This is a genomic window from Dongia deserti (assembly GCF_003574735.1).
GTDB classification, from domain to species: Bacteria; Pseudomonadota; Alphaproteobacteria; order Dongiales; family Dongiaceae; genus Dongia_A; species Dongia_A deserti.
Genome location: NZ_QORW01000004.1, coordinates 178052 through 204126, shown reverse-complemented (window position 1 = coordinate 204126; position 26075 = coordinate 178052). Strand labels below are relative to the sequence as shown.

Genomic DNA, 26075 nt, shown 5'->3' with positions numbered 1-26075 from the left:
AGTCGCACGTGCAGCTGAATCATGGACCCCGGCTCAAGGCAGGGGTGATAGGTGTGAGGGGCCCCCCGCCTATGCCTTCCTGATCGTCACTTCAACGCTATGCACCGCCGAACTCTCCGCCATGTCGGTCTTGCGGCCGGGATTAAGCGCGTTGACGTTGGCGCGCTGCGCGGAGAGCTTGGGCCAACGGCTCTTGTGCGAGAGGGCGACGCCAGCAGGGACGATGTCGGCAATGCCGGCGCGCAACTCCAGGCGGCCGGTTTCGTTCGTCGCAGTGATGGCATCGCCATCCAATAGGCCAAGGCGCGCAGCGTCGGTAGGATTGAGCGCGATGCTTTCCGGTCCGAGCTTGTCGGCGATCTTCGGATCGCAATTGTAGGTGCTGTTCATCAGCCAGGCCGAAGCGGGCGATAGCAAGCGGAGCCGTCCGTCTTGCGGCCGCGGGTCGGCGAGTGGTTGCGGCAGGCGCGGATGGCCGTCCGCTTCCGCAACAGCGCTCGCGATCTCGATCTTGCCGCTGGGCGTCGGAAACCGAAGGTTGGCGAATTGCGGCACCGGTTCCTGCCAAATATCCACGGTGCCCTTCGCGGCGAGGCCCGCGAAACCTTCGAGACCAACTTGCCGGCACAAAGTGTCGAGTGCGGTGCGATCGTCCTCGAATAACTCCGGCTCACTGTATTCCATCGCCTTCGCGAGCCGGCGGAAGATCTCTTGATTGGGCAACGCATCGCCCATCGGCTCCAGCGCTTTCACCTGCGCCGACATGGAGAGATGGAAGTAGGGCGAGACGAGGTCGTCGAACTCCAGGAAACTCGCGGCCGGCAGCACATAGTCGGCGAAGTCGGTGGTGTCCGTCGGAAAGGGATCGATCGCGATATGGAACAGCCGCTCGTCGCTGAGCACACGCTGCAGGCGCGCCTGATCCGGATTGGATGCCGCAATATTGATGTTCCAGGTGATGAGTGACTGCGCCTTGGTGGGGTCACTGAGCGTCGCGACCAGGTCCATGTGGCTAATCGTGTGCTTCCCGCCGCGGCGCAGACGCGGCGCTTCGAGATAGTCGCCGTCGATGCCGCGCCGCGACCCGCCGTTGAGATAGAGGAATCCGGCGCCCGGCTTTGCGAAGTTGCCGGTCGCGGCGGGCAGCAACCCAACCGCGCGGAACACGTTGCCGCCGGTGGGCTGGCGCTGCAGGCCCTGGCCGAGCCATAGCAGCGACGGGCCGTTGCCGTAGAGCCGCGCGGCCTCTGCGATCTGCGTGACGGAAAGGCCGGTGATCGGCGCCGCCCAGTCCGGCGTGCAGCGGTCGAGCACCGGCTGAAGTTCATCCCAGCCGACGGTATGCGCGGCCAGGAACGCGCCGTCGATCAGGTCCTCGCGTCTCAGCACGTGCAGCATGGCAAAGGCGAGCACGGCATCGCTGCCGGGGAAGATCTGCAGATGCAGATCGGCCGCGGTAGCCGTCGGATGGCGCACCGGATCGACGACGATTGTCTTCGCCTTCGTCTCCTTGAGCCAGTGCTTGTGCTGATGCGGCGCGGAGGCCGATGGGTTTGCGCCCCACACGAGAATGCAGTTCGCATCCCTGGCCGTGCGCGGATCGAAGCCGATGTCGCTTGCGCCATACATATATTTGAGCGCGGCGTGGCCGGCCGCGTTGCAGATCGAATCCGGATCGACCTCGCTGGCGCCGAGCCGGTTCAGGAACCGCTGCGGGAAGCCACCGGCGAGGAGCGAGCAGGTGCCGGTGTAGTGCGCATGCCAGATGGTGTCCGCGCCATGTGTCGAGACAATCTGTTTGAACCGCGCGGCTATCTCTGGGGTCGCTTGATTCCAGGAGATCGCTTCGAATTGCCCGTTGCCCTTGGGCCCGACACGTTTCAATGGGCGCGTCACACGCGCGGTCGGATCGAGCCAGGCGCCGTTGTAGGCGATCGCGCATTTGCCGCAGAGCGCGCCACGCGAAACGGAATGATCGGGATCGCCCAGCACCTTCACCAATCCGTCTGCGCGCTTCACCACTGCGATCCCGCACGCGTCATAGCAATCGCGCGGGCAGGTGGTGCGGATGATGGTCTTGTCGGACATGAGCGCCCTCCCAGAGCGGTTGCGATGATAGGAGAACCCAGGCCGCTTTCATAGCCGCCACGTTATTCTACGTCATGGTCGGACTTGGCCCGACTAACACGAGTTTCGATGGGCCGCACTCGCAGTTTGCTGACAAACTCGTGAATGGTCGTGCCAAGCACGACCATGACGAAGGAGGGTGCGGATTTTACATTTTCCTGTTGCTATGCTCAGATCGCGCCGAATACAGGAAGGGCATTATTCCATGCAAATCGAAGTGATCGCCAAGCCGGCGATGTCCGCCGATGTCACTGTCGTGTTCGCGGCCGAGGGCAAAAAGCTATTGGGGCTTGGTGCACCCCTCGGCAAAGCGCTGCAGAAGGCGATGGCGGCGCCGTCCTTCTCGGCCAAGCGCGGCGAGATCCTCGATGTGCTGGGTGCGGCCGACACGCGTCGGGTGATCATCGCCGGCGTCGGCAATCCCAAGGAACTGTCCGCGATCCGCGCGCGCAAGATCGGCGGCAAGATCGCCGCACATCTGCTGCAGGTGCACGAGCCCAAGGCGCAGATTTTGGGCGGCGGGGTCGGCAGGCTCGATGACGCTGTGTTCCTGGGCAACGTCGCGCTAGGGGCTCGGCTGCGCGGCTATCGCTTCGGCAAATACGTGACGCAGGCGAAGCCGGGCAATGCACCGGCGGAGATCGCCGCCCTCTCCCTGGTGACCGCGCAGCGCGCGGCGACGCAGAAGATCGCGGCGGATGCCGAAGCGTTGGCCACCGGCATCTGTTTCGCGCGGGACCAGGTGAACGAGCCGCCGTCTACGCTGTGGCCAGACGCCTTCGCCAAGCGTCTGCTGGAATTCAAGAAGCACGGCATCGCTGTCGAGATCTATGACGAGGGCGCGCTGCGCAAGATGGGCGCGGGCGGCATCCTGGCTGTGGCGCAAGGCTCGCAGCATCCGCCGCGGCTGGTGGTGCTGCGCTGGAACGGGCGCGGGAAATCGGGGGGCGGCAAGTCGAAAGAAGGACCGGTTACCCTAGTCGGCAAGGGCGTCTGCTTCGACAGCGGCGGCCTTTCCCTCAAGCGCACATCCCAGATGCTGACCATGAAGGGCGACATGGGCGGCGCAGCCGCCGTGGCCGGCGCGATCCTGACGGCCGCCTTGCGCAAGGCGAAGGTCGACGTCGTCGGCGTGATGGCGCTGGTGGAGAACATGCCGTCGGGCTCGTCCTATCGGCCGGGCGATATCGTGAAGACCTTGGCCGGCAAGACCATGGAGATCATCGATACCGACGCGGAGGGGCGCGTCACCCTGGTGGATTCGCTCTACTACGCGGCCTCGAAGTTCAATCCCTCCTGCATCCTCGATGCGGCAACCTTGACCTATTCGGTGTCCGCGGCGCTGGGCCCGGTCTATGCGGGCCTGTTCGCCAACCAGGAAGCCCTGGCGCGTGAAGTGCAGGCGGCGGGCCAAGCGGCCGGCGAGGAGCTCTGGCGCCTGCCGCTCGATCCGGACTACGTGAAGAACCTCAAATCCAAGGTCGCGGATTACCGACAAGTCGCGCCCGACGATCTCAGCGCCGACGCCGCGCACGCCGCGGCCCTGTTGTCGGAGTTCGTCGACGGCAGGCCCTGGGCGCATCTCGACATCGCGAACAAGGAATTTGCAACCAAGGACACGCCGCTCTGCCCCGAAGGTGCGACCGGCTACGGCGTGGCGCTGTTCGATGCATTCCTGCGGCAGCGGGAATAGGCGCAGGCGATCAGGAACGAAATCCCGCCGCGATGATCAGCCATTGATAGGACCGCTGGCGCCATAGGCGGATTCTATACAGCATATACGAAACTGCGATTTGCCTTGTATCAATGTGAGGCCCCACTCTGGCGCCGCGATCGCCCGCCACGTCGAGAATGGGGACGCACAGGGAGAAGAGACGGGCTGATTTTGGTTTCGGATCGAAGGCTGAACGATTGAGCAAGACCTGTCCTGCCATAGCGCGGCCCGGGCAGATGCTCTTGTGCCAAGTCGGCGGCGCGCCTGACACCGAATCTTCTCGTCCTTGCAACTCGTTCGTCACATTGAGCACCCAATAGGGTGGCACGGCGCGACTGGCCGTATGGGTGACATGGGAGCAGAGGAGGCACGAATGACGAGAACGACAGAGAGGGTACTGCGTGCATGGGCGACCGTAACGGCCGGCGCGTTCGCGCTGGGCGTTGGGTTCGTCGCTGACGCGGATGCGAAAACGGCGCTGAAGGTCTATACCGCGCTCGAAGAGGAGCAGCTGCCGATCTACAAGGAAGCGTTCGAGAAGGCCTATCCGGACATTGAGATCAACTGGCAGCGTGATTCGACCGGCGTTATCACTGCGCGCCTGCTGGCGGAGAAGGACAATCGCCAGGCAGACGTCATCTGGGGATTGGCGGCCACCAGCCTGATGCTGCTCGACAAGAACGGCATGCTCGATGGCTACAAGCCCAAGGGCTATGACCAGATCAAGGATCAGTTCAAGGATACGCGCAGCGACAAGCCGACCTGGGTGGGCATGGACGCCTGGGCGGCCGCCGTCTGCTTCAACACGGCGGAAGGCGAGAAGCTCGGCATTGCCGCGCCGAAGACCTGGGCCGACCTGCTGAAACCCGAATACAAGGGCCACATCGTCATGCCGAATCCTGGCTCATCGGGAACCGGCTTCCTGACCGTCTCGTCCTGGCTACAGAGCATGGGCAAGGAGGGCGGCTGGGCCTACATGGACAAGCTGCACGAGAACATCAACAGCTACCTGCATTCCGGTTCCAAGCCCTGCAAGTCCGCGGCGGCAGGCGAATATCTGGTCGGGATCTCCTTCGCTTATCCGGGTGTGAACCTCATGAACCAGGGCGCGCCCGTCCAGGTTATCCTGCCGAGCGAAGGCATCGGCTGGGACATGGAGGCGACCGCCATCATGAAGGGCACGCCGCACTTCGAAGCAGCCAAGGCGGTTGCCGACTTCTCGGCGAGCGCCGAGGCGAACGCACTCTATAACAACTCCTATCAGGTCCTGGCCCGGAAGGACGTGAACGCCAAGGTGCCGGAGAACTACCCGGCCAACGAAGGCGAGCTATTGATCAACAACGATTTCTATTGGGCGGCGGAGAACCGCGAGGCCATCCTGCAGGAGTGGCAGAAGCGGTACGGCTCCAAGGACGCACCGAAGAGCTGATATACTCCTGCGCTGATGAAATGCGGCCGGTCCGCGAATAGGAAGCGGACCGGCCTTCTATCTGGCCGACCGAGGGGGCGCGATGGCGAACGGAAGCGGCGCACAGCCTTATCTGCGCATTCGCAACGTCGACAAATTTTTCGGCGGCTTCCAGGCGTTGAAGGATGTTTCCCTGGATGTCTATCCGGGCGAGTTCGTCTGCTTCCTCGGCCCGTCGGGCTGCGGGAAGACGACGCTGCTCAGGGCCATCGCCGGCCTCGACTTCCAGGATAGCGGCATGATCGAGCAGGGCGGAAAGGACATCTCCGCCTTGCCGCCGGCGAAGCGCGATTTCGGCATCGTGTTCCAGTCCTATGCCTTGTTTCCGAATCTGACGACGGCCGAGAACATCGCCTATGGCTTGGTCAACGTCGGCAAGGACAAGGCCGCGATCGCAGCGCGCGTGGCAGAGCTGGTCGCCCTCGTCAGCCTGAAAGGGCAGGAGCGAAAGTATCCCGCCCAACTCTCCGGCGGACAGCAGCAGCGCGTTGCCTTGGCGCGCGCGCTCGCCATGTCGCCGGGCCTATTGCTCCTCGACGAGCCGTTGTCCGCACTCGATGCCCGCGTGCGCCTACATCTGCGCGCGGAGCTGAAACAACTGCAGCGCCGGATTGGCGTCACCACCATCATGGTGACGCACGATCAGGAGGAGGCTCTCGCGGTCGCGGATCGGATCGTCGTGATGAATCACGGCGTGATCGAGCAGGTCGGAACGCCCCAGGAGATCTACCGCGCGCCGGCCACGGCCTTCGTGGCGGACTTCGTCGGACACATGAATTTCCTGCCCGGGCGCATCGGCGAGGAAGGGCAGGTGCGCGTCGGCGCGATCGCGCTGCAGGCCGATCTCGCCGGTACGAAGGCCGCGAGCGGCGACCAGGTGATGGTGTGCCTGCGCCCCGAGGACGTGCAGGTGCGTGGGCTGCAGCCGCGCCAGTCCAACGTGTTGCAGGCGGAGATCACGGAGCTGGAGTTCCTGGGATCCTTCTGCCGCGCCGAGCTGCGCCTCGATGTAGCCGACAACTTGGAGTTGGCGGCGGACTTCTCGATCAACGCCATGCGCGATCTGAACCTCGCGATCGGCATGTCGATCTCCGTGGCCCTGCCGCCCGATCGCTTGCGCGTGTTCGACGCGGGAACGCAAGCGCATGGCTGACGCCACAGTCCAATCACCGTCATTGCAGGCACAGCGTCTGGTGCGTCCGGTTGCCGGCGCGGAGGAGTGGGCGCAGCGCCTGCTGATCCTGCTCCTTGGCACGTGGCTGTTGGTCACCGTCCTCGTCCCGCTCTCCGTGCTGTTCCGAAAGGCGGCTGAGAATGCGCAAGGCCAGTTCATCGGGCTGGCGAACTTCGCGGCTTATTTCAGGGATCCGGCGCTGGTCCAGTCGATCTACAACACGCTGACCGTTGCGCTGATCAGCACCTTCATCACCATCCTGCTCGCTTTCGGCTTCGCTTACGCGATCACGCGCAGTGCCATTCCATTCCGGTCCTTCTTCCGGTCGATCGCGCTGGTGCCGTTGCTGGCACCATCGCTGCTGCCAGGGCTGGCCTTGGTCTATCTCTTCGGCAACCAGGGCATCCTAAAGAGCTGGCTGTTTGGTCACAGCGTCTATGGTCCGATCGGCATCGTGATGGGCGAGGTGTTCTTCGCCCTGCCGCACGCCGTCATGATCATCGTGACGGCCTTGTCGGCGGCCGATCAGAGACTGTACGAGGCGGCGGAGTCCCTGCGCGCCAAGCCGTCTCGCATCTTCTGGACCGTGACGCTGCCGGGCTGCCGCTACGGGTTGGTGAGCGCGACCTTCGTCGTCTTCACTTTGGTCTTCACGGATTTCGGCGTACCCAAGGTGATTGGCGGCCAGTACAACGTGCTGGCGACCGACGTCTATCGCCAAGTCATCGGCCAGTTCAATTTCCAGATGGGCGCGGTTGTCGGCCTGTTGCTGCTCGCGCCGGCCATTCTTTCCTTCGCTGTGGACCGGTTGGTGCAGCGCAAGCAGGTGGCGCTGCTCTCGGCGCGTGCGGTGCCCTATCAGGTCACGCGTCGCCCCCGCATCGATGCGGCCTGCCTTATTCTGTGTGTGCTGGTCTCGATCTTCGTGCTGTCCATCCTCGGCATGGCGGTGTTCGGCAGCCTGATCAAGTTCTGGCCGTACAACCTTTCGCTCACGCTCAGCAAATACAATCTCGGTGCCTTGGGCACGGTCGGCTGGGGCGCGCTGTGGAACAGCCTGATCATGGCGTCCCTGGTGGCGCTCGTCGGCACCATCATCGTGTTCTGCGGCGCCTATCTGGTGGAGAAGACCAAGACCTGGCCGTGGGCCCGGTCGGCGGTACATTTCGGCGCCATGATCCCGCTGGCCGTGCCTGGTCTGGTCCTAGGCCTCGCCTACATCTTCTTCTTTAACGCGCCCGGGAACCCGCTCAACGTCATCTACGGCACCATGGCCATCCTGGTGGTCAACACGGTCGGGCACTTCTACACGGTGTGCCATCTGACCGCGGTCACCGCCCTCAAGCAAGTGGACAACGAGTTCGAGGCGGTCTCCGCCTCCTTGAAGGTGCCGTTCTACAAGACCTTCTGGCGGGTGACGGTGCCGGTCTGTCTGCCGGCGATCCTGGATATCGCGGCCTATTACTTCATCAATGCGATGACGACGGTCTCGGCCGTGATCTTCCTTTATTCCAGCGACACCAAGCTGCTGTCGATCGCTGCGATCAACACCGACGATGCCGGCAATACGGCCATCGCTTGCGCCATGGGCACCATCATCGTGATGGTGAGCGCGACCGCCCGGGTCGTGCAGCTGATCGCATCGCGCAAGCTGCATGCCCGGACCCAGGCCTGGCGGAATCGCTAACCGGCTGAACTTTCGCGAGGTGCAGAGCGTTGAATCAGTGGCAGCGCGAATCTCATTTGGACGTGCTATGTTGCGGTTTGATGACACACTTCTTGCGTAAGGCGCGCAGTTTCATTCAGCTGTCGCGGGTCTAGATGGTCTTTCTTATCAATCTCTTCGGAGCTGCTGCGCTTCTCCTGTGGGGGCTGCGCATGGTCCGGACCGGCGTGATGCGTGCCTTTGGCAGCCACCTCCGCGCTTTCCTTGGCAGCGTGATGGGCAATCGCTTCAGCGCCCTCTTCGGCGGGCTTGGCGCCACCATCCTGCTGCAATCCTCCAGCGCCACAGCCCTTATCACGTCGTCCTTTGCCTCGCGCAAGGTGGTGGGGGCGGGCGCCGCGCTCGCCATCATGCTAGGGGCGGATATCGGGACCTCGCTTGTCGCCCAGGCCTACGCGTTCCGGGTGACCTGGATCTCGCCCGTGCTGATCCTTATCGGCTACATCATGTTCAACCACATGGCCGATACGCGCACGCGCGACCTGGGGCGCGCCATCGTCGGCCTCGGCATCACGCTGCTCGGACTCGGCATGATCACCCTGGCGGCTGAGCCGATCCGCGAGGCGCCAGTGGTGCCGCTGATTCTCCGCCTGATGGAAAACACGCCTGTCTCTGGCGTGATCGTCGGGGCAGTGCTCACCATTGCCTCAACCTCCAGCCTCGCGATCGTCCTGCTTATCGTCTCCTTCGCGACCCATGATCTCATTCCGGTCGAGGTCTGCTATTCGCTGGTGCTGGGTGCCAACTTGGGCAGCGCGGTCATGCCGATCATCGCGACGATGTCGAACGTGCCGGAAGCGCGCCGTGTGCCCGTCGGCAATCTCATTTTCCGCGTTGCCGGCGTCGTCATTGCCTTGCCGCTGCTGCCTTTCATCATGCCGGAGATCGCAAGCCTGCAGCCGGAAGCCTGGCGCCAGGTGCTGAACTTCCACGTCGCTTTCAACTTGGGACTTGCCATCCTGTTCATCTGGCTGATCGGGCCGGTCTCGCGCCTGACGGCCAAGCTGCTGCCGGAGCAGGAGAGGCCGGACGATCCCGGGAAGGCACGCTATCTCACCGAGGGCGCGGTCGAGAACCCGTCCATCGGCCTCGCCAATGCCAGCCGCGAGGCGCTGCGCATGGGCGATCTGCTGGGCCAGATGCTCGATCTCTCGCTACAGGTCTTCAAGCAGGACGATCGGCGGCTGGTCGATGTCTGCTCTGACGTCGACAGCCAGATCGACCGCCTGAACGAGGCGATCAAGCTGTATCTGACGCGAGTCAGCCGCGACGTGATGGATTCCGGCGACCATAAGAAGATCATCGACCTCATCACCTTCACCACCAACCTGGAGCATGCAGCGGACATCGTCGACAAGAGCCTGATGGACTTGGCGGCGAAGAAGACCAAATACGGCCTCAAATTCTCGGCCGAGGGTGCCAAGGAGATCGAGGATATCCACCGCCGGCTCAACGCCAACGTCCAGCTCGCCATGAACGTCTTCATGACCGGGGACCTCACCCTCGCGCGCCAGCTGTTCGCGGAAAAGCAGGTCTTCCGGGTGCTGGAAAAGACCGCGTCGGAGAATCACCTGCTGCGCCTGCGCGAGGGGCGGATCGAGAGCATCTCCACCTCCGGCCTGCACCTCGATATCCTGCGCGACCTGAAGCGCATCAACTCGCACCTGGCGCTGGTCGCCCAGCCGCGGCTCGAAGCAGCCGGCGAACTGCATCCCTCGCGCCTCAAGGAAGAGGCGCACGCCTGATCCATAGATCGAGATTGAAGGCCGGCCGGCACTCTGCCTTATGATCCCAGGCATGCAAAAGCTGAAGCTTCTCTGGCAGGGCTACCTGCCGCTTGAAACCACGTTCTGGCAGTACGCCATCCTGTATGGGCTGCTTCTCAACATCGTTACGACCGTCGCCGCCCTGTTCCTGGTCGTGCTCGATGTTCCGATCGCCTATGCGGCCATCGTGCATCTGCTGCCGGTGCCCTATCTGATCCTGACAGCCGTCGGCGTCTGGCGCAGCGCCGACCGCTATGGGCATCACGGCAATTTCCCGCTGTTCGCAAGGTTGGCCGTGCTCGCCTGGTCTGCTTTCTGGTTCGTGGCCTAAGCTACCAGCACTTCTCGAACACGCCGTCGAGCGCCCAATCGGCGCCGTCGAGGGGGAGCTTGGATTTCCACGCCTTGGCCGGCACGGCGATCTGGGCGTTCTTGCCGGCACGCAAGGCCTCCAACACCTCCTGCACCCGCAGCTCCATGTTGGCGTCGGCCGGCGAGACCAGCAGCTCGCCATCCTTGGCAATGCCGGGCAGATCGTATTTCACGCCGTCAATCACGAATCGCAGGTCGAAGTTCTTGCCGTCCGGCAGGAGCGGGCTGAGGACAACGTTGTGCAGGCTGATGATCGCGGTATTGGGCACCTGATAGGCCGAGCAGAAGAAGCCGAGGGTCGAGCCCGGCGCCAGGGCGGCGATCGCGATCTCATAGCGGCGGTCGCGGCCGCGTTCCCAGATCGGTTGTTGCGCCAGCGCATCCGCGGCGCACAGCAAGGACAGGACGGCAAGCATGATGCGCCTCATCGCACCCCCTTTGCGTCGGCGGTTTCCTTGACCACGGCGAGGAAGGCCTTGACCAGCGGCGACGACTTGCGTTCCTGCAAGCAGGCCACGAATTCCGTCGAGGTGATCTGTTGGCCGTCGAACGGCAGGGCCTTGAGCCGTAGATCGTCCCCTAGCTCCGACTCCGCGATTACGCCGACCCCAAGGCCGGCCGCCACCGCCTCCTTGATCGCCTCGCGGCTGCCGATCTCCAGAATCTCCCCCAGCACGATGTTCGACTTCGCCATCGCCGCATCGAAGGTCTGGCGGGTGTTGGAGGTCGGCTCGCGCAGCAGCAGGCGTTGGGTTGCCAGCTCCGCCAGTTTCACGCTGTGCCGCCGCGCCCACGGATGGGCGCGATCCACGAACGCGATGAAGTGATCCTGGCGGAAGGGCAGGGCGAAGATCCGGCTGTCGGTCTTCACATTGGCGGCGATCGCAACGTCGCAGCGCTGGTCCAACAAATCATCAAGCAGCGACTTGGTGTTGCCCATGGTCATGCTGAGGCGCAGGTCGGGATAGCGCCGGTGAAACGCCGAGAGGAACGGCACCGAATGGTAAGGCGCATCGGCGCCGATCCGGAGGTGCCCGCGTTTCAGCGCGTGTGCCGCGCTCAGGACCTGCACCGCCTCGAGCTCCAGGCTGAACATGCGGAAGGTGATATCGAGCAGGTTGCGACCGATGTCCGTGACCTCGATGCGGCGCCGGCGGCGATCGAACAGGCGTACGCCGAACCGCTCCTCCAACGCCCGCACCTGGCCGGACAAGGTCGGCTGGGTCACGTTCAGGAGCTGGGCTGCCTTGGTGAAGCTGCCCTCGGTGGCGACCGCGTGGAAGGCGCGGAGCTGGCTGTGACTTATAGACGTCATCTATGCGACGTATAATTAAGTGCGATTTGCCTTATAGTATGCTGCCGCGCATCTTAAGGCAATGAGCCGGGGCCGGAGTTATGCCCCGTCCTGCATTGAGGGCGCTAAATGTCTCAAGATCCTTGGCTCTTGACCCCCGGACCGCTCACCACCTCGATGAGCGTCAAGCAGGCGATGCTCCACGACTGGGGCTCCCGCGATGCCAATTTCATCGCGATCAACGCGCGGATGCGGCAACGCCTGGTCGCCATGATCGGGGGCGAAGATGCTTTCGCCTGCGTCCCGATGCAGGGCTCCGGCACGTTCGCGGTCGAGGCCATGATCGGCGCCTTCGTGCCGCCGGCGGGCAAGCTGCTGGTGCTGATCAACGGCGCCTATGGCAAGCGCATCGCCAGGATCTGTGACTACTACAAACGCGCCACGGCAATTCTCGAATGGCCGGAAGACCAACTGGTCGATCCCGCATGGGTGGCAAAGGCGCTGGCGGCGGATACGGCGATCACTCACGTCGCGGTGGTCCATTGTGAGACGACATCCGGCGTGCTCAATCCCATCGCGGAGGTTGCGCGCGTCGTCGCGGCGGCGGGTCGCAGGCTGTTGATCGATGCGATGAGCGCGTTCGGCGCGATCGCCTTGGATGCGAAGGACGTATCCTTCGATGCGGTCGCCGCGTCCTCCAACAAATGCATCGAGGGCGTGCCTGGTCTTGGCTTTATCCTGGCGCGCGTGGATGCTCTCAAGCAATGCCAGGGCAATGCACCGTCGCTGTCGCTGGATCTTTATGATCAGTGGCAGGCGCTGGAGAAGACCGGCCAATACCGCTTCACGCCGCCGATTCACTGCATCGTCGCGTTCGATCAGGCGCTGACGGAGCACGAGCAGGAAGGCGGCGTGGCAGGACGCGGCGCGCGCTATCGCAACAACTGCAAGGTCCTGGTCGACGGCATGCGGGCAATGGGGTTCCAGCCCCTGTTGCCCGATCATGTGCAGGCGCCCATCATCGTCACCTTCCACATGCCGGCTGACCCACGCTTCGATTTCCAGGCCTTCTATGACAAGCTGAAGGATCGGGGCTACGTGATCTATCCGGGCAAGCTGACGGTGGCGGATTCCTTCCGCATCGGCTGCATCGGGCGACTGGACGAGAGCCATATGAGGGGCGCGCTCGCCGCGATCCGCGCCGTGATGGCGGAAATGGGCGTCGCCAGCGGCAGCCCGCTCAGGCAGGCGGCGAACGCGGAGTAGCAGATGACCAACAGCGTGACAGTTAACGGCAAGACCTATGCCTGGCCGAGCGAGCCGATCATTGCCATCTGCGTCGACGGGTGCGAGCCGGCCTACCTGACCGAGGCGATGCGCGGCGGGCATATGCCCTGGCTCAGCCAGATGCTGCCGCACGGCACCGACACGATCGGCGATTGCGTGGTACCGAGCTTCACCAATCCCAACAATCTTTCCATCGTCACCGGCGCACCGCCCTCGGTGCACGGCATCTGCGGCAACTACCTCTATGACCGCGACAGCGGGCAGGAGGTGATGATGAACGATCCCAAGTTCCTGCGCGCGGAAACCATCCTGGCGGCTTTCTCCAAGGCCGGCGCCAAGGTCGCGGTCGTGACCGCCAAGGACAAATTGCGCAAGCTGCTGGGCAAAGGCATGACCGGCATCTGCTTCTCGGCGGAGAAAGCCGACGAGACAACGGAGGCCGAGCATGGCCTTGACAACGCGCTCGCTTATATCGGCCGGCCGCTGCCCTCGGTCTACAGCGCGGATCTGAGCGAGTTCGTGTTCGCCGCCGGCGTGAAGCTGCTGAAGGACCGTCGGCCGGACATCATGTATCTCTCCACCACCGACTATGTGCAGCACAAGGCGGCGCCAGGCTCCGCCGACGCTAATAGCTTCTATCGCATGATGGACGGCTACCTGGCGCAGCTGGACGCGGAAGGCGCGACGATCGTGCTGACGGCCGATCACGGCATGAACGACAAGCACAAGGCGGACGGATCGCCCAACGTCGTCTATCTGCAGGATGTGCTGGATACCTGGATCGGCGCGGGCAAGGCGCGGGTGATCCTGCCCATCACCGATCCCTATGTCGTGCATCACGGTGCGCTGGGTTCCTTCGCGACCGTGTATCTGCCGGACGACGTCGACCAGTCGGCGCTCATCCGGCGCATCGCGTCCCTGCCGGGGATTGAACTGGCGCTCAATCGCGCCGCCGGCTGCAGCCGCTTCGAGTTGCCGGAGGATCGGATGGGCGACGTGATCATCGTCTCCGACCGCAACACCGCCATCGGCAGTGCGGCCAGGAAGCACGATCTCTCCGGCCTGACGGTGCCGCTGCGCTCGCACGGCGGCCTGACGGAGCAGAAGGTGCCGGTCATCCTCAACCGCAAGATCGGTGCGCTACCGGCCGGCTATCGGCTGCGCAACTTCAGCGCCTTCGATCTGGCGCTCAACCATGCCAAGGCTCAGCCGACCTTGAGCAAAGCCGTCTAGGGGCCATCATGGGCGTTCCCATCCGCAAGGAGCACATGCGCGTCGCAACCGGTCCCGGCACCAGCGACCGCCACATCGACATCTTCAATCCCTATACCAACGAGATCTGCGGAACGGTTCCAAAGGCCGGCATTGCCGATGTCGAGAAGGCCCTGCGGGTCGCCAAGGCGTTCAGGGCGGAGCTGTCGCGGTCCCAACGCTCCGAGATCCTGCGCAAGACCGCGGACCTCCTGGTCTCCCGCAAGCAGGAGATCGCCGAGCTGATCACCGCGGAATCCGGCCTGTGCCTCAAGGACACGATCTATGAGGTGGGTCGCGCCTATGACGTCTTCTTCCTGTCCTCGACCGCTGTCATCAAGGACGATGGCGAGATCTTCTCCTGCGACATCACTCCGCACGGCAAGAAGCGCAAGATCTTCACCCAGCGCGAGCCGTTGCAGGGTGTCATCACGGCCATCACGCCGTTCAATCACCCGCTGAACCAGGTGGCGCACAAAGTCGCGCCGTCCATCGCCACCAACAACCGCATGGTGCTGAAGCCGTCGGAGAAGACGCCGCTGACCGCGCTGCTGCTGGCCGATATTCTCTACGAGGCCGGCCTGCCCAAGGAGATGTTTCAGGTCGTCACCGGCGATCCGCGCGAGATCGCCGACACCTTGCTGACCGATCCCGATGTCGACCTCATCACCTTCACCGGCGGGGTGAAGGTCGGCAAGTACATTGCCGAGCACATGGGCTATCGCCGCGCGGTCCTGGAGCTGGGCGGCAACGATCCGCTGATCGTAATGGAGGACGCAAACCTGGAGGAGGCGACCAACCTCGCGGTCTACGGCTCCTACAAGAACAGCGGCCAACGTTGCACCGCGGTCAAGCGCATGATCGTGCACGAGGCGGTGGCCGATCGCTTCGCCGCGCTGCTGGTGGAGAAGACCAGGAAGGTCAGGTTCGGCGACCCGATGGATCCGACTGTCGATATGGGAACCGTGATCGACGAGGAGGCCGCGCGCTATTGCGAAGACATGGTCAATGACGCAGTGCGCGCCGGTGCCAGGCTTCTCCACGGCAACCAGCGCGAGGGTGCGCTCTATGCACCAACAGTGGTGGATCACGTGCCCTATGATTGCAAATTGGTGAAATGGGAGACGTTCGGCCCGGTCTCGCCCATTATCCGGTGCAAGGACATCGCCGACGCGATCCGTATTTCCAACTCGACCAGCTATGGGCTATCCTCGGGCATCTGCACCAACCGCTTCGACTATATCCAGCGCTTCATTAATGAGCTGGTGGTCGGCACGGTCAATGTGCGGGAGGTGCCGGGCTATCGCATCGAGATGTCGCCCTTCGGCGGCATCAAGGATTCGGGCCTCGGCTACAAGGAAGGCGTGATCGAAGCGATGAAGGCCTTCACCAACGTCAAGACGTTCTCGCTGCCCTGGGGTTGAGTCCATGCGTCGCATCGTGCTTGCGGAGCCGGAGAAGGGCGGTCTGGCCGCCACCTGGAGCGACGGCACGACCAGCTTCTGGCCCGCGATCTGGCTGCGTGACCAGTGCGCTTGCCCACAATGCCGGCACCCCAATGGCCAACGCCTGTTCGAGATCGGCGATTTGCCGGAGCATCCCGAGATCGACCGTGTGACCACGCAGGCCGACAGCACGGTGCGCGTGGTGTGGAAGGAGGAGGGGCACGTCTCCACCTATTCCGCCTTGTTCCTTTACGAGAACAACTTGAAACCGAGGCGCCCTGCGTCGATCAAGCTATGGGGTGCCGACCTGGCTGAATTGCCGGAAGCAGATTGGCTCTGGGTCGCGCGCAATCCGGCAGCGGAGCTGGCATGGCTCGAGGCCTATCACCTCCATGGCTTTGCGCTGCTCCGCAACGTGCCGGTCCGGCCGGGCATGGTGGCGGAAGTGGGCGACCGCATCGGCTTCGTGCGCACCACGAATTACGGCCGGCTGTTCGACGTCATCTCGGAACCGGATCCCAACAACCTCGCCTACACCGCGCTCGGCCTCGGGGTCCACAGCGACAATCCGTATCGCGATCCGACTCCGGGCGTGCAGCTGCTGCATTGCCTGGTGTGCGAAGCGCCGGGCGGCGACTCGATCCTGGTGGACGGACTCGCAGCGGCGGAGCAGCTGCGCGCTGAGGCACCAGAGCAGTTCGAGCTGCTGGCGCGCGTGCCGGCCAGTTTCCGCTTCGCCGACAAGAACGCCGACTTGCAAGCGCGCAGGCCGCTGATCTCCATTGACATCGAGGGAGAGATAACGGCGATCCACTTCAACAACCGCTCTTTCGCTGGGATCGACGGGCCGGTCGAGCTGGTGGAGCCGTGGTATGCCGCCTATCGCACCTTCGCCCGCATGCTGAAGGAGCCGGCGCGGCAGCTGGTCTTCCGCCTGGCGCCGGGCGATTTGCTGGTGATGCAGAACGAGCGCGCCTTGCATGGCCGCACCGCCTTCGATGCCAATCTGGGGCGGCGGCATCTGCAAGGTTGCTATGTCGACAAGGACGGCCTGGAGAGCCGCCTGCGCATTCTGCGCCGCCAGATCGCGGAATCGCAGCAGGCCGCCGAATGAGCGCGCTGGAGGAAATCCGCGCCGCCTTTGCCCGCAGGGGTACGGAGACCTATGGCGAAGGCGTTTCGCAGCTGGAACATGCTTTGCAATGCGCTCAGTGTGCCGAGCGCGATGGGGCCGCACCTGCCCTGATAGCGGCAACTCTGCTGCACGACATCGGCCATCTGGTCCACGACCTGCCGCAGGACATCGCAGATCGTGGCATCGATGCCCAGCATGAGAGCCTGGGGTCGGCCTGGCTGTCCCGCCATTTCGGCCCGGAAGTGACGGAACCTGTGCGCCTCCACGTCGCCGCCAAGCGCTATCTTGCCACCACCGAGTCGACCTATTTCGACCTGCTGTCTCCGGCTTCGGTCCAAAGCCTGCAGCTGCAGGGCGGCCTTATGTCGATGGAGGAGCGTGTCCGCTTCGCGGCCGGACCCTTCGCTGAGGATGCGGTAAAGCTTCGCCGCTGGGACGATGAGGGCAAGATCGTCGGCGCCTCGACACCGGACCTGGCCTATTTCGAGCGCTACCTGAGCCGGAGCTTACGCCCGGAATAAGGCTCTCCAGCGATCGTCAGACGCCATCTCTCCCAGCCGCTGTGGCACCACCGTGCGGCAGACACCATTTTTGGGGCTAGCGCCCACCACCGACCGGAGTATATTTTCAATTTGTTACTGGTCGCGGCATGGCCGTGACCGGCATCGGACTTGGGCGCTCGCCACGCGCGGTTGCCTATGCTGGCGAGACCATCGAAGATCCGGCCCTGGCGTGCGACGACCTCTCGGACTGGCGGTTCGGAGGTACGGCAATGGCTCAGACGATCCGAAACCCCGTTGAGTGGCTATCGGACGAACTCCGAGAATTGGCCAGAGGCTTCGGTCTCGCGGGCCGATCCGTCCGGCGCACCTCGGAGCACTTGGTTTCTCCGCAGCTTGCCGTTCATCGGATTGATGTCGGCGATCTGAAGGACGCGCTCGTCAAGGGCTTTGATGACTTTGGAGCCTATCGGACCGACATCCTCTTCCTGATCGTCATCTATCCCATCATCTCCCTCGTCATCATCGCCGCCTCCTTCAATTACGAACTGATCCCGCTCTTGTTTCCGTTGGCCTCCGGGTCGGTGATCATGGGGCCGTTCGTGGGTGTGTTTCTGTATGAGATGAGCCGACGACGTGAGCTGAATTTCGAGCGCCATCACGAGGATAACCACAGCTGGGCGAACGCGGTCACCGTGTTTCACTCGCGCAACTTCGGCGCGATTGTCCTCCTGGGGATAATCCTGGTTGGACTCTACCTGGTGTGGCTCGGGGTGGCATGGTGGCTCTATCACGTCATCAGCGGTCCGCAGCCGCTCTATTCGGTCGGCAAGTTCGTGCAGGACCTGCTGTTCACGGAAGCGGGTTGGTGGCTGATCGGCCTCGGTTGTGGCCTTGGCTTCCTGTTTGCCGTGCTCGCGCTGGTGATTACCAACGTGTCGTTCCCGCTGCTGCTGGATCGCGAAGTCGGGCTGGCGACCGCCATCTCAACCTCGATCCGCGCCGCCCTTGCCAACCCTGGCCCGATTGCGGCGTGGGGCCTGATCGTCGTCGCCGGATTGGTCATTGGGGCGATTCCGCTTTTCATCGGCCTAGTCGTGGTGATGCCGGTGCTGTGCCACGCAACCTGGCATCTCTATCGCAAGCTCGTGCCCAAGCAGGCGCCCGCGCCGCCACCGCATCACCGGCGCAAGGCGGCCGCGGCCATGCCGGCAGCTCTCTCAGCGGGCACTCTTGAAGAGGAAGGGACCAGTGAAGGGCAGACGGTCGCGTTGATCATCGTCGCGGTGGCCGTCGCCTCTATCCTGTTTCACGTCTTGAGCCCGTGGTACTGGACCCCGATCGCATCCAACTGGAGCTACATCGATCACACGATCACTATCACCTTCTGGATCACCGGGTTCGTCTTCACGGCAATCCTGCTGTTCACGGGCTATTGCATCTGGCGATTCCATCACCGCCCGGGAGTCAAGGCCGCGTACGAGCCGGAGAGCACGAAGATGGAGTTGTGGCTGACAGGCGGCACGACGCTTGGTGTCGCCGCCATGCTGGCACCGGGACTGATCGTGTGGAACCAGTTCATCACGGTTCCGGAGACCGCCACGGAGATCGAAGTGGTCGGCCAGCAATGGCAGTGGAACTACCGGCTGCCGGGCACGGACGGCAAGCTCGGCGCGTTCGATACGAAGCACGTCACCGCCGAGAACCCGCTCGGGCTTAACCCGAACGACCCCAACGGGCAGGACGACATCGTGGTTTCGGCGGAAGATCTGCACCTGCCAACCGGCAAGCCGATCAAGGTGCTGCTGCGCTCGATAGACGTGCTGCACGATTTCTACGTACCCGAGTTCCGTGCCAAGATGGACATGATCCCCGGCATGGTCACCTATTTCTGGTTCACCCCAACCAGGACCGGGACGTTTGAAGTCCTCTGCGCGGAATTGTGCGGCAGTGGCCATGCCTACATGCGCAGCCGGGTCGTCGTTGAGGAGGAGGCCGAGTACCAGGCGTGGCTCGCGCAACGCCAGACCTTTGCGCAGTTGATGCAGGCACAACAAAAGCAGGCGGCAAAGTAGACGTAGGAGACGAGACGCAACGAGGAGGACGGTTTAGATGGTAGATATCTCACGCGATGCAGCTGACCTGGTCCCTCCTGCCGAGGTCCCGGATGTAGAGCTCTACCACGCGCACAGCTGGATCACGAAATACGTCTTCTGCCAGGACGCGAAGGTGATCGCGATCCAGTATTCGGTGACGGCCTTGGCGATCGGGTTCGTGGCGCTCGTCCTGTCGTGGCTGATGCGCCTGCAACTCGGCTATCCTGGTGCCTTCTCCTTCATCGATGCGGAGCACTACTATCAGTTCATCACCATGCACGGGATGATCATGGTGATCTATCTGATCACCGCGATCTTCCTGGGCGGCTTCGGCAACTACCTCATTCCGCTGATGCTGGGCGCGCGGGACATGGTGTTCCCGTACGTGAACATGCTCAGCTACTGGGTCTATCTGCTTGCCGTCATCGTCCTGGTGGCGAGCTACTTCGTGCCTGGCGGCCCGACCGGCGCCGGGTGGACGCTCTATCCGCCGCAGGTCATTCTGTCCGGCACCGCCGGATACGACTGGGGCATCATCCTGATGCTGGTCTCCCTCATCCTGTTCATCATCGGATTCACGATGGGCGGCTTGAACTACGTGGTGACGACGCTGCAGGCGCGCACGCGCGGCATGACCTTGATGCGCATGCCCCTGACCGTATGGGGCATCTTCACCGCGACGGTGCTGGCGCTTCTGGCATTCCCGGCGCTGTTCGTTGCCTGCGTGATGCTGCTGTTCGACCGACTGCTCGGCACCAGCTTCTTCATGCCGGCGCTGGTGGAGATGGGGCAGCATTTGTCGTACCGTGGCGGCAGCCCGATCCTGTTCCAGCACCTGTTCTGGTTCTTCGGCCACCCCGAGGTCTACATTGTGGCGCTGCCGGCCTTCGGCATCGTCTCCGACCTCATCAGCACGCATGCCCGGAAGAACATCTTCGGCTATCGGATGATGGTGTGGGCGATCGTGGCGATCGGCGCGCTCAGTTTCATCGTGTGGGCGCACCACATGTATGTCAGCGGCATGCATCCGTGGTTCGGATTCTTCTTTGCCACCAGCACGCTGATCATCGCCATCCCGACGGCGATCAAGGTCTACAACTGGGTTCTGACGCTGTGGAAGGGAGACATCCACCTGACGGTGCCGATGCTGTTCGCGCTCGGGTTCATCGTCACGTTCGTGAACGGCGGGCTGACCGGCCTATTCCTCGGCAACGTCGTGGTGGACGTTCCGCTGTCCGACACGATGTTCGTGGTCGCGCACTTCCACATGGTGATGGGCGTCGCACCGATCCTCGTCATCTTCGGTGCGATCTACCACTGGTACCCGAAGATCACCGGGCGGATGCTCGACGACACTATGGGCAAGATCCACTTCTGGGTGACGTTCATCGGGGCCTACGCGATCTACTTCCCGATGCACTATCTCGGCCTGATGGGGGTACCGCGCCGGTATTTCGAGCTGGGCGAGATGGCGTTCGTCCCACCGTCGGCGGTGACGCTGAACGAGTTCATCACCATTGCCGCTCTGATCGTGGGCGCGGCGCAGGTGCTGTTCGTCTACAACCTGATCGTCAGCCTGTATCGCGGGAAGGAGGCCGGCGGCAATCCATGGCACGCTACCACGCTGGAGTGGCAGACCCCCGAGACGCCGCCAGGACATGGCAATTGGGGCAAGGAGCTGCCGGTGGTCCATCGCTGGGCCTATGACTACAGCGTTCCCGGCGCACCGCGGGACTTCGTGCCGCAGAACCAGCCGACGCTGACACCCGCCACCTGAGGAAAGGCGCGACATGGGTAGCATCGTCCTCTTCCTTGCGGTGGTCGGAATCATTGCCGGATGGTGGCTTGCGCGCCAGCGGCTGACCGCCAAGCCGTGGCTGGAGGAGGGGCCGCTGGCAGAGTTTCCAGGTGCTGGTGCCATGGCGTTTCCGGCGCAGACGGTGGGACTGGGCATCTTCCTGGTGGTGGTCGGCGCGCTATTTGCGCTGGTGATCAGCGCATATTCCGTACGCATGCTGATGCTCGACTGGCGGCCTCTGCCGGTGCCCGATCTGCTATGGTTCAACACCGGGCTGCTGGTGGCGAGCAGCGTGGCGCTGCAGGTGGCGTACGCCTCCGCGAAACGCTTGCGGCCGGAGGACATGAAGCTTGGCGTGCTCGCGGCGGCGAGCTTCGCCGTGCTGTTCCTGGTCGGCCAGGTCCTGGCGTGGCTGCAGCTGCAGAAAGCGGGGTATTTCCTGGCGAGCAATCCGGCCAACGCGTTCTTCTATCTGTTGGCGGCATTGCACGGTCTGCACCTCTCGGGCGGCCTCGTTGCCCTCGGGCGCGTGGGGCGGAAGATCTGGCTGGGCAACGAGCGGCGGGAGCGGGTCCGCATGCTGGTCGGGTTGTGTGCGGCCTACTGGCACTTCCTGCTGTTCATCTGGCTTGTCGTGATGGCGCTGCTCATGGGCTGGGCGGACGATTTCATCGAGCTGTGCGGCAGGCTCTTTACGTAGCGAGGTTGAGCAGATGACGGAGCAAGTTGGAACGGCTGAGCCTGGGTTTGGGACTGCAGCGCGGCCTCAAATGCGCCCGCCGGGCCTGCGCGGGATGCTCGTCGATTGGGCCTCGGACCAGCGCGCGTTCAAGAACGTGTCCTGGATGAAGGCGATGATGTGGATCTTCCTCCTCAGCGACACCTTCATCTTCAGCTGCTTCCTGCTCTCCTACATGACGGTCAGGATGTCGACCACGGTGCCGTGGCCGAACCCGAGCGAGGTGTTCGCGCTGCACATCGGCGGTCAGAACGTTCCGCTGATCCTGATCGCCATCATGACCTTCATCCTGATCAGCAGCAGCGGCACTATGGCTATGGCGGTCAATTTCGGCTATCGCCGCGATCGCACAAAGACTGCCCTGCTGATGCTGCTCACTGCCTTGTTCGGCGCAACCTTCGTCGGCATGCAGGCTTTCGAGTGGACCAAGCTGATCACGGAGGGCGTGCGTCCCTGGGAGAATCCCTGGGGCGCGGCGCAGTTCGGATCATCCTTCTTCATGATCACCGGCTTCCACGGCACCCACGTGACGTTCGGCGTGATCTTCCTGCTCATCATCGCGCGCAAGGTCTTGCGTGGCGACTTCGATCACGAGCGGCGGGGCTATTTTACCAGCCGGAAAGGGAACTACGAGATCGTCGAGGTCATGGGACTCTACTGGCACTTCGTCGATCTGGTGTGGGTGTTCATCTTCGCCTTCTTCTATCTGTGGTGAGGCAGGTCATGGCACAGGCAACGATGGCTCACGGAACAGCGGCGCCGGCCGCGGCTGCCCATCGGGATAGCCATCAGCAGCATCCAATCAAGCTTTACCTGGTGGTCTGGGGCTGGCTTTTCGTGCTCAGCACCGCCTCCTATCTCGTCGACTATTTCCACCTGCAGGGTTATCTCAGATGGAGCCTCATCCTGATCTTCATGATGCTCAAGGCCGGCCTGATCGTCGCGGTCTTCATGCACATGGCGTGGGAACGCCTGGCGCTCATCTATGCCATCCTGGTGCCGCCGCTCCTGGTCCTGGTGTTCGTCGGAATCATGGCATTCGAATCGGAATACACGTTCTTCACGAGACTGTTCACGGGCGCGGGGTCCTAGGCGAGCGGGGAAGACACGGCCGAATCCCGGGCGTATACTCACCGCAAGACTGGTCGCGGCTTGGCCCGACATGTCTGACCTGGGTGCGTGCCGCACGCGGCTTAGCCCGTGCCGGTAGCCCGTTGAAGATGCGGCCTTGGCAAGCTGGCGGCCTCTAGAACCGAAAGAAGTTCGGGGGAAAACACCATGCCTCAGATAATCCGAAATCCCGTGGAATGGGTGGTGGACGAGCTGCGCGAGGTGGCCGACGGATTCGGCCAGGCCAGCCGATCCGTCCAACGTAACTCGACGCATCTGTTCTCGCGCCCGCTGATGGTCAGCCGCATCAGTGTCGGCGATCTCAAGGAGGTGCTGGCGAAGGGATTTGATGATTTCATGGCTTATCGGACGGACATCATTTTCCTCATTGTCGTCTATCCGATCATTTCGCTTCTGGTGATTGCGGCTTCGTTCCGCTACGAGCTCATCCCGCTGGTGTTCCCGATTGTTTCCGGCTCCGCCATCCTGGGCCCGTTCGTCGGTGTCTTCCTTTATGAGATGAGCCGCCGGCGGGAGCTGAATTTCGAGCGCCACCACGCAGACAGCCACAGCTGGGCGAATGCGTTGAGCGTGATACGCTCGCGCAATCTCGGCGCGATCATGATCCTGGGTGGGATGCTGGTGGCGATGTATCTCCTCTGGCTGGCCTGTGCCTGGTTCATCTATCGAGCGATCACGGGCCCGACGCTGGCAGAGACCGTGGGCCGCTTCATCCACGACCTGTTCCTGACTGAGGCGGGGTGGTGGCTGATTGGAATCGGCTGCGGCGTGGGGTTCCTGTTTGCTGTCGTTGCGTTGGTCACGACCGTCGTCGCATTCCCGATCCTGCTGGACCGTGACGTGGGGCTCGGAACGGCGGTCCAGACATCGGTCCGCGCGGCGCTGACCAATCCTGTTCCGATCGCGGCCTGGGGCTTGGTAGTCGCTGGCGGCTTGATCGTCGGGGCGATCCCGCTGTTCATCGGCCTGGTGGTGGTCATGCCGGTGCTGTGCCATGCCACCTGGCATCTCTATCGCAAGCTCGTGCCGCGCCAGAACCCGGCGCGCGAATAGAAACGCGACAGACTCATTGACTCCTCGAACATGGCTGCGGAGAGTGCACCCATGTTCGAGGATCTGAGAGGACGCGTCGCGCTGGTGACCGGCGGCGCCACCGGTATCGGCGGCGCCATATCTGCCGCTTTTGGCGAGGCCGGCATGAAGGTCGCGGTACACTTCCACGCCGGGGCGGACCAAGCAACAGGCATTGCGGAGGAGATCGAGCGCCCCGGCGGAACAGCGCTGCTGCTTCAGCGCGACATCACCGAAAGCGAGGCGCCCGGCGATCTGGTCCGGCGCACGGTCGATGCGTTCGGCCGGTTGGACGTGCTGGTGAACAACGCCGGCGGCATGGTGGCGCGCCGGCCGTTAGAGACGATCGATGATGCGTTCTTCGATGCGGTCGTCGACCTGAACGTCCGCCAGTTGGTGCATGCCTGCCGTGCCAGTGCAGCCGCCATGAAAGACAGCGGCGGTTCCATCATCAATGTCAGCTCGATTTCAGCGCGGACCGGCGGCTCGCCGGGCTCCAGCATCTATAGCGGGGCCAAGGCATTCGTCTCGACCTTCACCCGCTCGCTGGCACGGGAACTGGCGCCCCACAACATCCGAGTCAACGCGCTGTCGCCCGGCACGATTGCCACCGCGTTTCACGAACGGCACTCGACGCCCGAAAAGCTGGAAGCGACCCGCAAGTCGATCCCGATGCTGCGACTTGGCGCGGCGGCAGATTGTGCCGGCACGGCCTTGTTCCTCGCGTCGAACGCGCTCTCAAGTTATGTGACTGGCCAGGTGATCGAGGTGAATGGCGGGCAATTCATGGGCTGAAATACCCGCCATTCGCCTGAGTTAGCCGTCAGTCAAAAGCGTCTGCGACCGCATCGCCGGCATCATCCGCTGCATCTGCGATCTCAGCACCAGCGTCTTCCGCAGTGTCTTCGATCTCGCTTCCCGCGTCCTCGGCAAAGTCGCTGATCTCGTCGCCAGTGTCATCGGCCAAGTCGCTGATCTCGTCACCGGCGTCTTCGGCGGCTTCCTCTACGTCACCTTCCTCATCAAACTCGCCAGTGGCGTTGGTTCGGGCGGCAAGATCAGTGGCTTCCGTCACGTCATCACTCGCGTCATCGGGCACACTTGCCTCCGTGGCATTCTCGAATCGCCGGTCGCCGTCTTCGAGCAACATTTGGTGCCGCATGCATTCCACTCCGGTCAGTCCGGTGCAGCCATAGCCCTGCTCATAGCGGTCGGGGATCGCGAATGCCGGGGCCGCGAAGGCAACGATTGCCACCGAACTCAGTAATATGCTTGATCTCATCTTTCAGTCCTCCGAAGTCGATTTCAGCCGCTTCTCAACAAACGGAGGGGGCGATAAATTCCCCGAAAAGAGACCAGGATTGGAGGGAACGTACTGGCGGCTTTGCTGTTCAGCGGCCTCGCGGCCGCTACGGCATGCCGAGCAGAGACCCTGCGCTTCGATCGTGAGGCGGTTAAGGGAAAATCCCAACTGCTGCGCGCTCTGTTCGACGGCTTGCAGAATCGAGGGGTCGTTCAGCTCGATCGCAGCCTTGCAGGATGTGCAGATCAGAAACTGCGAAATGTGCCGCTCTTCCGGCCGATCGCAGCCGACAAAGGCATTCAGACTCTCGATCTTGTGCACCAGCCCCTGTTCCAGCAGGAATTCAAGCGCGCGATAGACGGTCGGCGGCGCGGCCGCGCGATCATCGGCGGCGCGCAACAGATCCATGATCGCGTAGGCCCCGATCGGCGCATGGCTGTCCCACACCAGCTCCAGCACGCGGCGGCGCAGGGGCGTCATTCGTGCGCCGCGCTCGGCGCAAACCGTCTCGGCCCGGCTGAGGGCGTCGTCGATGCAGTGGCGATGGTTGTGGGGATGCAGCGTTTGGGGAGCGTTCATCCATCGAATCCTATTTGTCTAGATCAGTATAAGGGGCCAGGGCGGAATGGGCGAGAGGGGGCCAGCAGCCTGCGTCCGCTAGGGCCAGGATAAAATAAC

23 protein-coding genes are annotated in these 26075 nt (G+C 63.2%); 18 read left to right on the top strand and 5 right to left on the bottom strand.

Features of this window, described 5'->3' with window-relative positions; translation table 11 throughout:
- Nucleotides 1–69: 69 nt before the first annotated feature.
- Nucleotides 70–2088 carry a molybdopterin-containing oxidoreductase family protein gene (locus tag DTX69_RS07890; protein ID WP_119300980.1) on the bottom strand — a complete coding sequence of 673 codons (2019 nt, stop codon included), beginning with the start codon at nucleotides 2086–2088 and terminating at the stop codon, nucleotides 70–72.
- A 244-nt stretch (nucleotides 2089–2332) separates the two neighbouring features.
- Between DTX69_RS07890 and DTX69_RS07885 the strand changes: the two genes are divergently transcribed.
- From DTX69_RS07885 to DTX69_RS07860, 6 genes are all read left to right on the top strand, one after another.
- Nucleotides 2333–3820 (top strand): leucyl aminopeptidase, encoded by a 1488-nt coding sequence (locus tag DTX69_RS07885; RefSeq protein ID WP_162916883.1) that lies wholly within the window; start codon nucleotides 2333–2335, stop codon nucleotides 3818–3820.
- 394 nt (nucleotides 3821–4214) lie between these two features.
- A complete protein-coding gene (locus DTX69_RS07880; RefSeq protein ID WP_119300978.1) occupies nucleotides 4215–5270 on the top strand; it encodes a putative 2-aminoethylphosphonate ABC transporter substrate-binding protein in 1056 nt (351 codons plus the stop codon).
- Nucleotides 5271–5352: 82 nt separating this feature from the next.
- Complete coding sequence (locus DTX69_RS07875; RefSeq protein ID WP_119300977.1) at nucleotides 5353–6462, top strand: putative 2-aminoethylphosphonate ABC transporter ATP-binding protein; 1110 nt, start codon at nucleotides 5353–5355, stop codon at nucleotides 6460–6462.
- The gene (locus DTX69_RS07870; protein WP_284735619.1) at nucleotides 6455–8170 is read left to right on the top strand and encodes a putative 2-aminoethylphosphonate ABC transporter permease subunit; all 1716 of its coding nucleotides are present in this window, start codon (nucleotides 6455–6457) and stop codon (nucleotides 8168–8170) included. The genes DTX69_RS07875 and DTX69_RS07870 overlap by 8 nt, the downstream gene beginning before the upstream one ends.
- 134 nt (nucleotides 8171–8304) lie before the next feature.
- Complete coding sequence (locus tag DTX69_RS07865; protein WP_119300976.1) at nucleotides 8305–9954, top strand: Na/Pi cotransporter family protein; 1650 nt, start codon at nucleotides 8305–8307, stop codon at nucleotides 9952–9954.
- Between the two features lie 52 nt (nucleotides 9955–10006).
- Nucleotides 10007–10306: a hypothetical protein gene (locus DTX69_RS07860; protein ID WP_162916881.1), complete on the top strand. Its 300-nt coding sequence runs from the start codon at nucleotides 10007–10009 to the stop codon at nucleotides 10304–10306.
- A gap of 1 nt (nucleotide 10307) precedes the next feature.
- On the opposite strand, the gene DTX69_RS07855 is transcribed toward DTX69_RS07860, so the two are convergent.
- Complete coding sequence (locus DTX69_RS07855) at nucleotides 10308–10775, bottom strand: hypothetical protein (RefSeq protein ID WP_162916879.1); 468 nt, start codon at nucleotides 10773–10775, stop codon at nucleotides 10308–10310.
- Nucleotides 10772–11662 carry a LysR substrate-binding domain-containing protein gene (locus DTX69_RS07850; RefSeq protein ID WP_119300973.1) on the bottom strand — a complete coding sequence of 297 codons (891 nt, stop codon included), beginning with the start codon at nucleotides 11660–11662 and terminating at the stop codon, nucleotides 10772–10774. Before DTX69_RS07850 ends, DTX69_RS07855 begins: the two co-directional genes overlap by 4 nt.
- Before the next feature lie 108 nt (nucleotides 11663–11770).
- Here DTX69_RS07850 and DTX69_RS07845 point away from each other — a divergent pair, with 108 nt between their 5' ends.
- The 12 genes from DTX69_RS07845 (at nucleotide 11771) to DTX69_RS07790 (ending at nucleotide 24889) form a co-directional block, all read left to right on the top strand.
- Nucleotides 11771–12907, top strand: a complete 1137-nt coding sequence (locus tag DTX69_RS07845) for a 2-aminoethylphosphonate--pyruvate transaminase (RefSeq protein WP_119300972.1) — start codon at nucleotides 11771–11773, stop codon at nucleotides 12905–12907.
- 3 nt (nucleotides 12908–12910) lie between these two features.
- Nucleotides 12911–14161 carry a phosphonoacetate hydrolase gene (gene phnA / locus DTX69_RS07840; protein ID WP_119300971.1) on the top strand — a complete coding sequence of 417 codons (1251 nt, stop codon included), beginning with the start codon at nucleotides 12911–12913 and terminating at the stop codon, nucleotides 14159–14161.
- 8 nt (nucleotides 14162–14169) lie between these two features.
- Nucleotides 14170–15603 carry a phosphonoacetaldehyde dehydrogenase gene (gene phnY, locus DTX69_RS07835; RefSeq protein WP_119300970.1) on the top strand — a complete coding sequence of 478 codons (1434 nt, stop codon included), beginning with the start codon at nucleotides 14170–14172 and terminating at the stop codon, nucleotides 15601–15603.
- Between the two features lie 4 nt (nucleotides 15604–15607).
- A complete protein-coding gene (gene tmpA, locus DTX69_RS07830) occupies nucleotides 15608–16738 on the top strand; it encodes a 2-trimethylaminoethylphosphonate dioxygenase (protein WP_119300969.1) in 1131 nt (376 codons plus the stop codon).
- Nucleotides 16735–17280, top strand: coding sequence for a phosphonate degradation HD-domain oxygenase (locus DTX69_RS07825; protein ID WP_119300968.1), 546 nt, complete (start codon nucleotides 16735–16737; stop codon nucleotides 17278–17280). Before tmpA ends, DTX69_RS07825 begins: the two co-directional genes overlap by 4 nt.
- Before the next feature lie 128 nt (nucleotides 17281–17408).
- A complete protein-coding gene (locus DTX69_RS07820; RefSeq protein WP_119300967.1) occupies nucleotides 17409–19334 on the top strand; it encodes a DUF2189 domain-containing protein in 1926 nt (641 codons plus the stop codon).
- 37 nt (nucleotides 19335–19371) lie between these two features.
- Complete coding sequence (locus DTX69_RS07815; protein WP_119300966.1) at nucleotides 19372–21132, top strand: cytochrome c oxidase subunit I; 1761 nt, start codon at nucleotides 19372–19374, stop codon at nucleotides 21130–21132.
- Nucleotides 21133–21145: 13 nt separating this feature from the next.
- Nucleotides 21146–21853 carry a cytochrome c oxidase subunit 3 gene (locus DTX69_RS07810; RefSeq protein ID WP_119300965.1) on the top strand — a complete coding sequence of 236 codons (708 nt, stop codon included), beginning with the start codon at nucleotides 21146–21148 and terminating at the stop codon, nucleotides 21851–21853.
- A gap of 70 nt (nucleotides 21854–21923) precedes the next feature.
- A complete protein-coding gene (locus DTX69_RS07805; RefSeq protein WP_119300964.1) occupies nucleotides 21924–22607 on the top strand; it encodes a heme-copper oxidase subunit III family protein in 684 nt (227 codons plus the stop codon).
- An 8-nt stretch (nucleotides 22608–22615) separates the two neighbouring features.
- Nucleotides 22616–22984, top strand: coding sequence for a cytochrome C oxidase subunit IV family protein (locus DTX69_RS07800; RefSeq protein ID WP_284735618.1), 369 nt, complete (start codon nucleotides 22616–22618; stop codon nucleotides 22982–22984).
- A 186-nt stretch (nucleotides 22985–23170) separates the two neighbouring features.
- Nucleotides 23171–24076, top strand: coding sequence for a DUF2189 domain-containing protein (locus DTX69_RS07795; protein WP_119300963.1), 906 nt, complete (start codon nucleotides 23171–23173; stop codon nucleotides 24074–24076).
- Nucleotides 24077–24127: 51 nt separating this feature from the next.
- Entirely contained in the window at nucleotides 24128–24889 is a 762-nt protein-coding gene (locus DTX69_RS07790) for an SDR family NAD(P)-dependent oxidoreductase (protein WP_119300962.1), read from the top strand.
- Nucleotides 24890–24917: 28 nt separating this feature from the next.
- On the opposite strand, the gene DTX69_RS07785 is transcribed toward DTX69_RS07790, so the two are convergent.
- Nucleotides 24918–25376, bottom strand: a complete 459-nt coding sequence (locus tag DTX69_RS07785; protein ID WP_162916877.1) for a hypothetical protein — start codon at nucleotides 25374–25376, stop codon at nucleotides 24918–24920.
- 3 nt (nucleotides 25377–25379) lie between these two features.
- Nucleotides 25380–25976 (bottom strand): transcriptional repressor, encoded by a 597-nt coding sequence (locus tag DTX69_RS07780; RefSeq protein WP_119300960.1) that lies wholly within the window; start codon nucleotides 25974–25976, stop codon nucleotides 25380–25382.
- Nucleotides 25977–26075: the final 99 nt, after the last annotated feature.

Coding starts and splice junctions, on each gene's coding strand:
- DTX69_RS07885 (WP_162916883.1), top strand. CDS start 2,333: ATGCAAATCGAAGTGATCGCCAAGCCGGCGATGTCCGCCGATGTCACT.
- DTX69_RS07880 (WP_119300978.1), top strand. CDS start 4,215: ATGACGAGAACGACAGAGAGGGTACTGCGTGCATGGGCGACCGTAACG.
- DTX69_RS07805 (WP_119300964.1), top strand. CDS start 21,924: ATGCGCCCGCCGGGCCTGCGCGGGATGCTCGTCGATTGGGCCTCGGAC.
- DTX69_RS07855 (WP_162916879.1), bottom strand. CDS start 10,775: ATGAGGCGCATCATGCTTGCCGTCCTGTCCTTGCTGTGCGCCGCGGAT.
- DTX69_RS07870 (WP_284735619.1), top strand. CDS start 6,455: ATGGCTGACGCCACAGTCCAATCACCGTCATTGCAGGCACAGCGTCTG.
- phnY (WP_119300970.1), top strand. CDS start 14,170: ATGGGCGTTCCCATCCGCAAGGAGCACATGCGCGTCGCAACCGGTCCC.
- DTX69_RS07785 (WP_162916877.1), bottom strand. CDS start 25,376: ATGAGATCAAGCATATTACTGAGTTCGGTGGCAATCGTTGCCTTCGCG.
- DTX69_RS07865 (WP_119300976.1), top strand. CDS start 8,305: ATGGTCTTTCTTATCAATCTCTTCGGAGCTGCTGCGCTTCTCCTGTGG.
- DTX69_RS07875 (WP_119300977.1), top strand. CDS start 5,353: ATGGCGAACGGAAGCGGCGCACAGCCTTATCTGCGCATTCGCAACGTC.
- DTX69_RS07795 (WP_119300963.1), top strand. CDS start 23,171: ATGCCTCAGATAATCCGAAATCCCGTGGAATGGGTGGTGGACGAGCTG.
- DTX69_RS07790 (WP_119300962.1), top strand. CDS start 24,128: ATGTTCGAGGATCTGAGAGGACGCGTCGCGCTGGTGACCGGCGGCGCC.
- DTX69_RS07845 (WP_119300972.1), top strand. CDS start 11,771: ATGTCTCAAGATCCTTGGCTCTTGACCCCCGGACCGCTCACCACCTCG.
- DTX69_RS07815 (WP_119300966.1), top strand. CDS start 19,372: ATGGTAGATATCTCACGCGATGCAGCTGACCTGGTCCCTCCTGCCGAG.
- DTX69_RS07810 (WP_119300965.1), top strand. CDS start 21,146: ATGGGTAGCATCGTCCTCTTCCTTGCGGTGGTCGGAATCATTGCCGGA.
- DTX69_RS07860 (WP_162916881.1), top strand. CDS start 10,007: ATGCAAAAGCTGAAGCTTCTCTGGCAGGGCTACCTGCCGCTTGAAACC.
- DTX69_RS07890 (WP_119300980.1), bottom strand. CDS start 2,088: ATGTCCGACAAGACCATCATCCGCACCACCTGCCCGCGCGATTGCTAT.
- DTX69_RS07850 (WP_119300973.1), bottom strand. CDS start 11,662: ATGACGTCTATAAGTCACAGCCAGCTCCGCGCCTTCCACGCGGTCGCC.
- tmpA (WP_119300969.1), top strand. CDS start 15,608: ATGCGTCGCATCGTGCTTGCGGAGCCGGAGAAGGGCGGTCTGGCCGCC.
- DTX69_RS07780 (WP_119300960.1), bottom strand. CDS start 25,976: ATGAACGCTCCCCAAACGCTGCATCCCCACAACCATCGCCACTGCATC.
- DTX69_RS07820 (WP_119300967.1), top strand. CDS start 17,409: ATGGCCGTGACCGGCATCGGACTTGGGCGCTCGCCACGCGCGGTTGCC.
- phnA (WP_119300971.1), top strand. CDS start 12,911: ATGACCAACAGCGTGACAGTTAACGGCAAGACCTATGCCTGGCCGAGC.
- DTX69_RS07800 (WP_284735618.1), top strand. CDS start 22,616: ATGGCACAGGCAACGATGGCTCACGGAACAGCGGCGCCGGCCGCGGCT.
- DTX69_RS07825 (WP_119300968.1), top strand. CDS start 16,735: ATGAGCGCGCTGGAGGAAATCCGCGCCGCCTTTGCCCGCAGGGGTACG.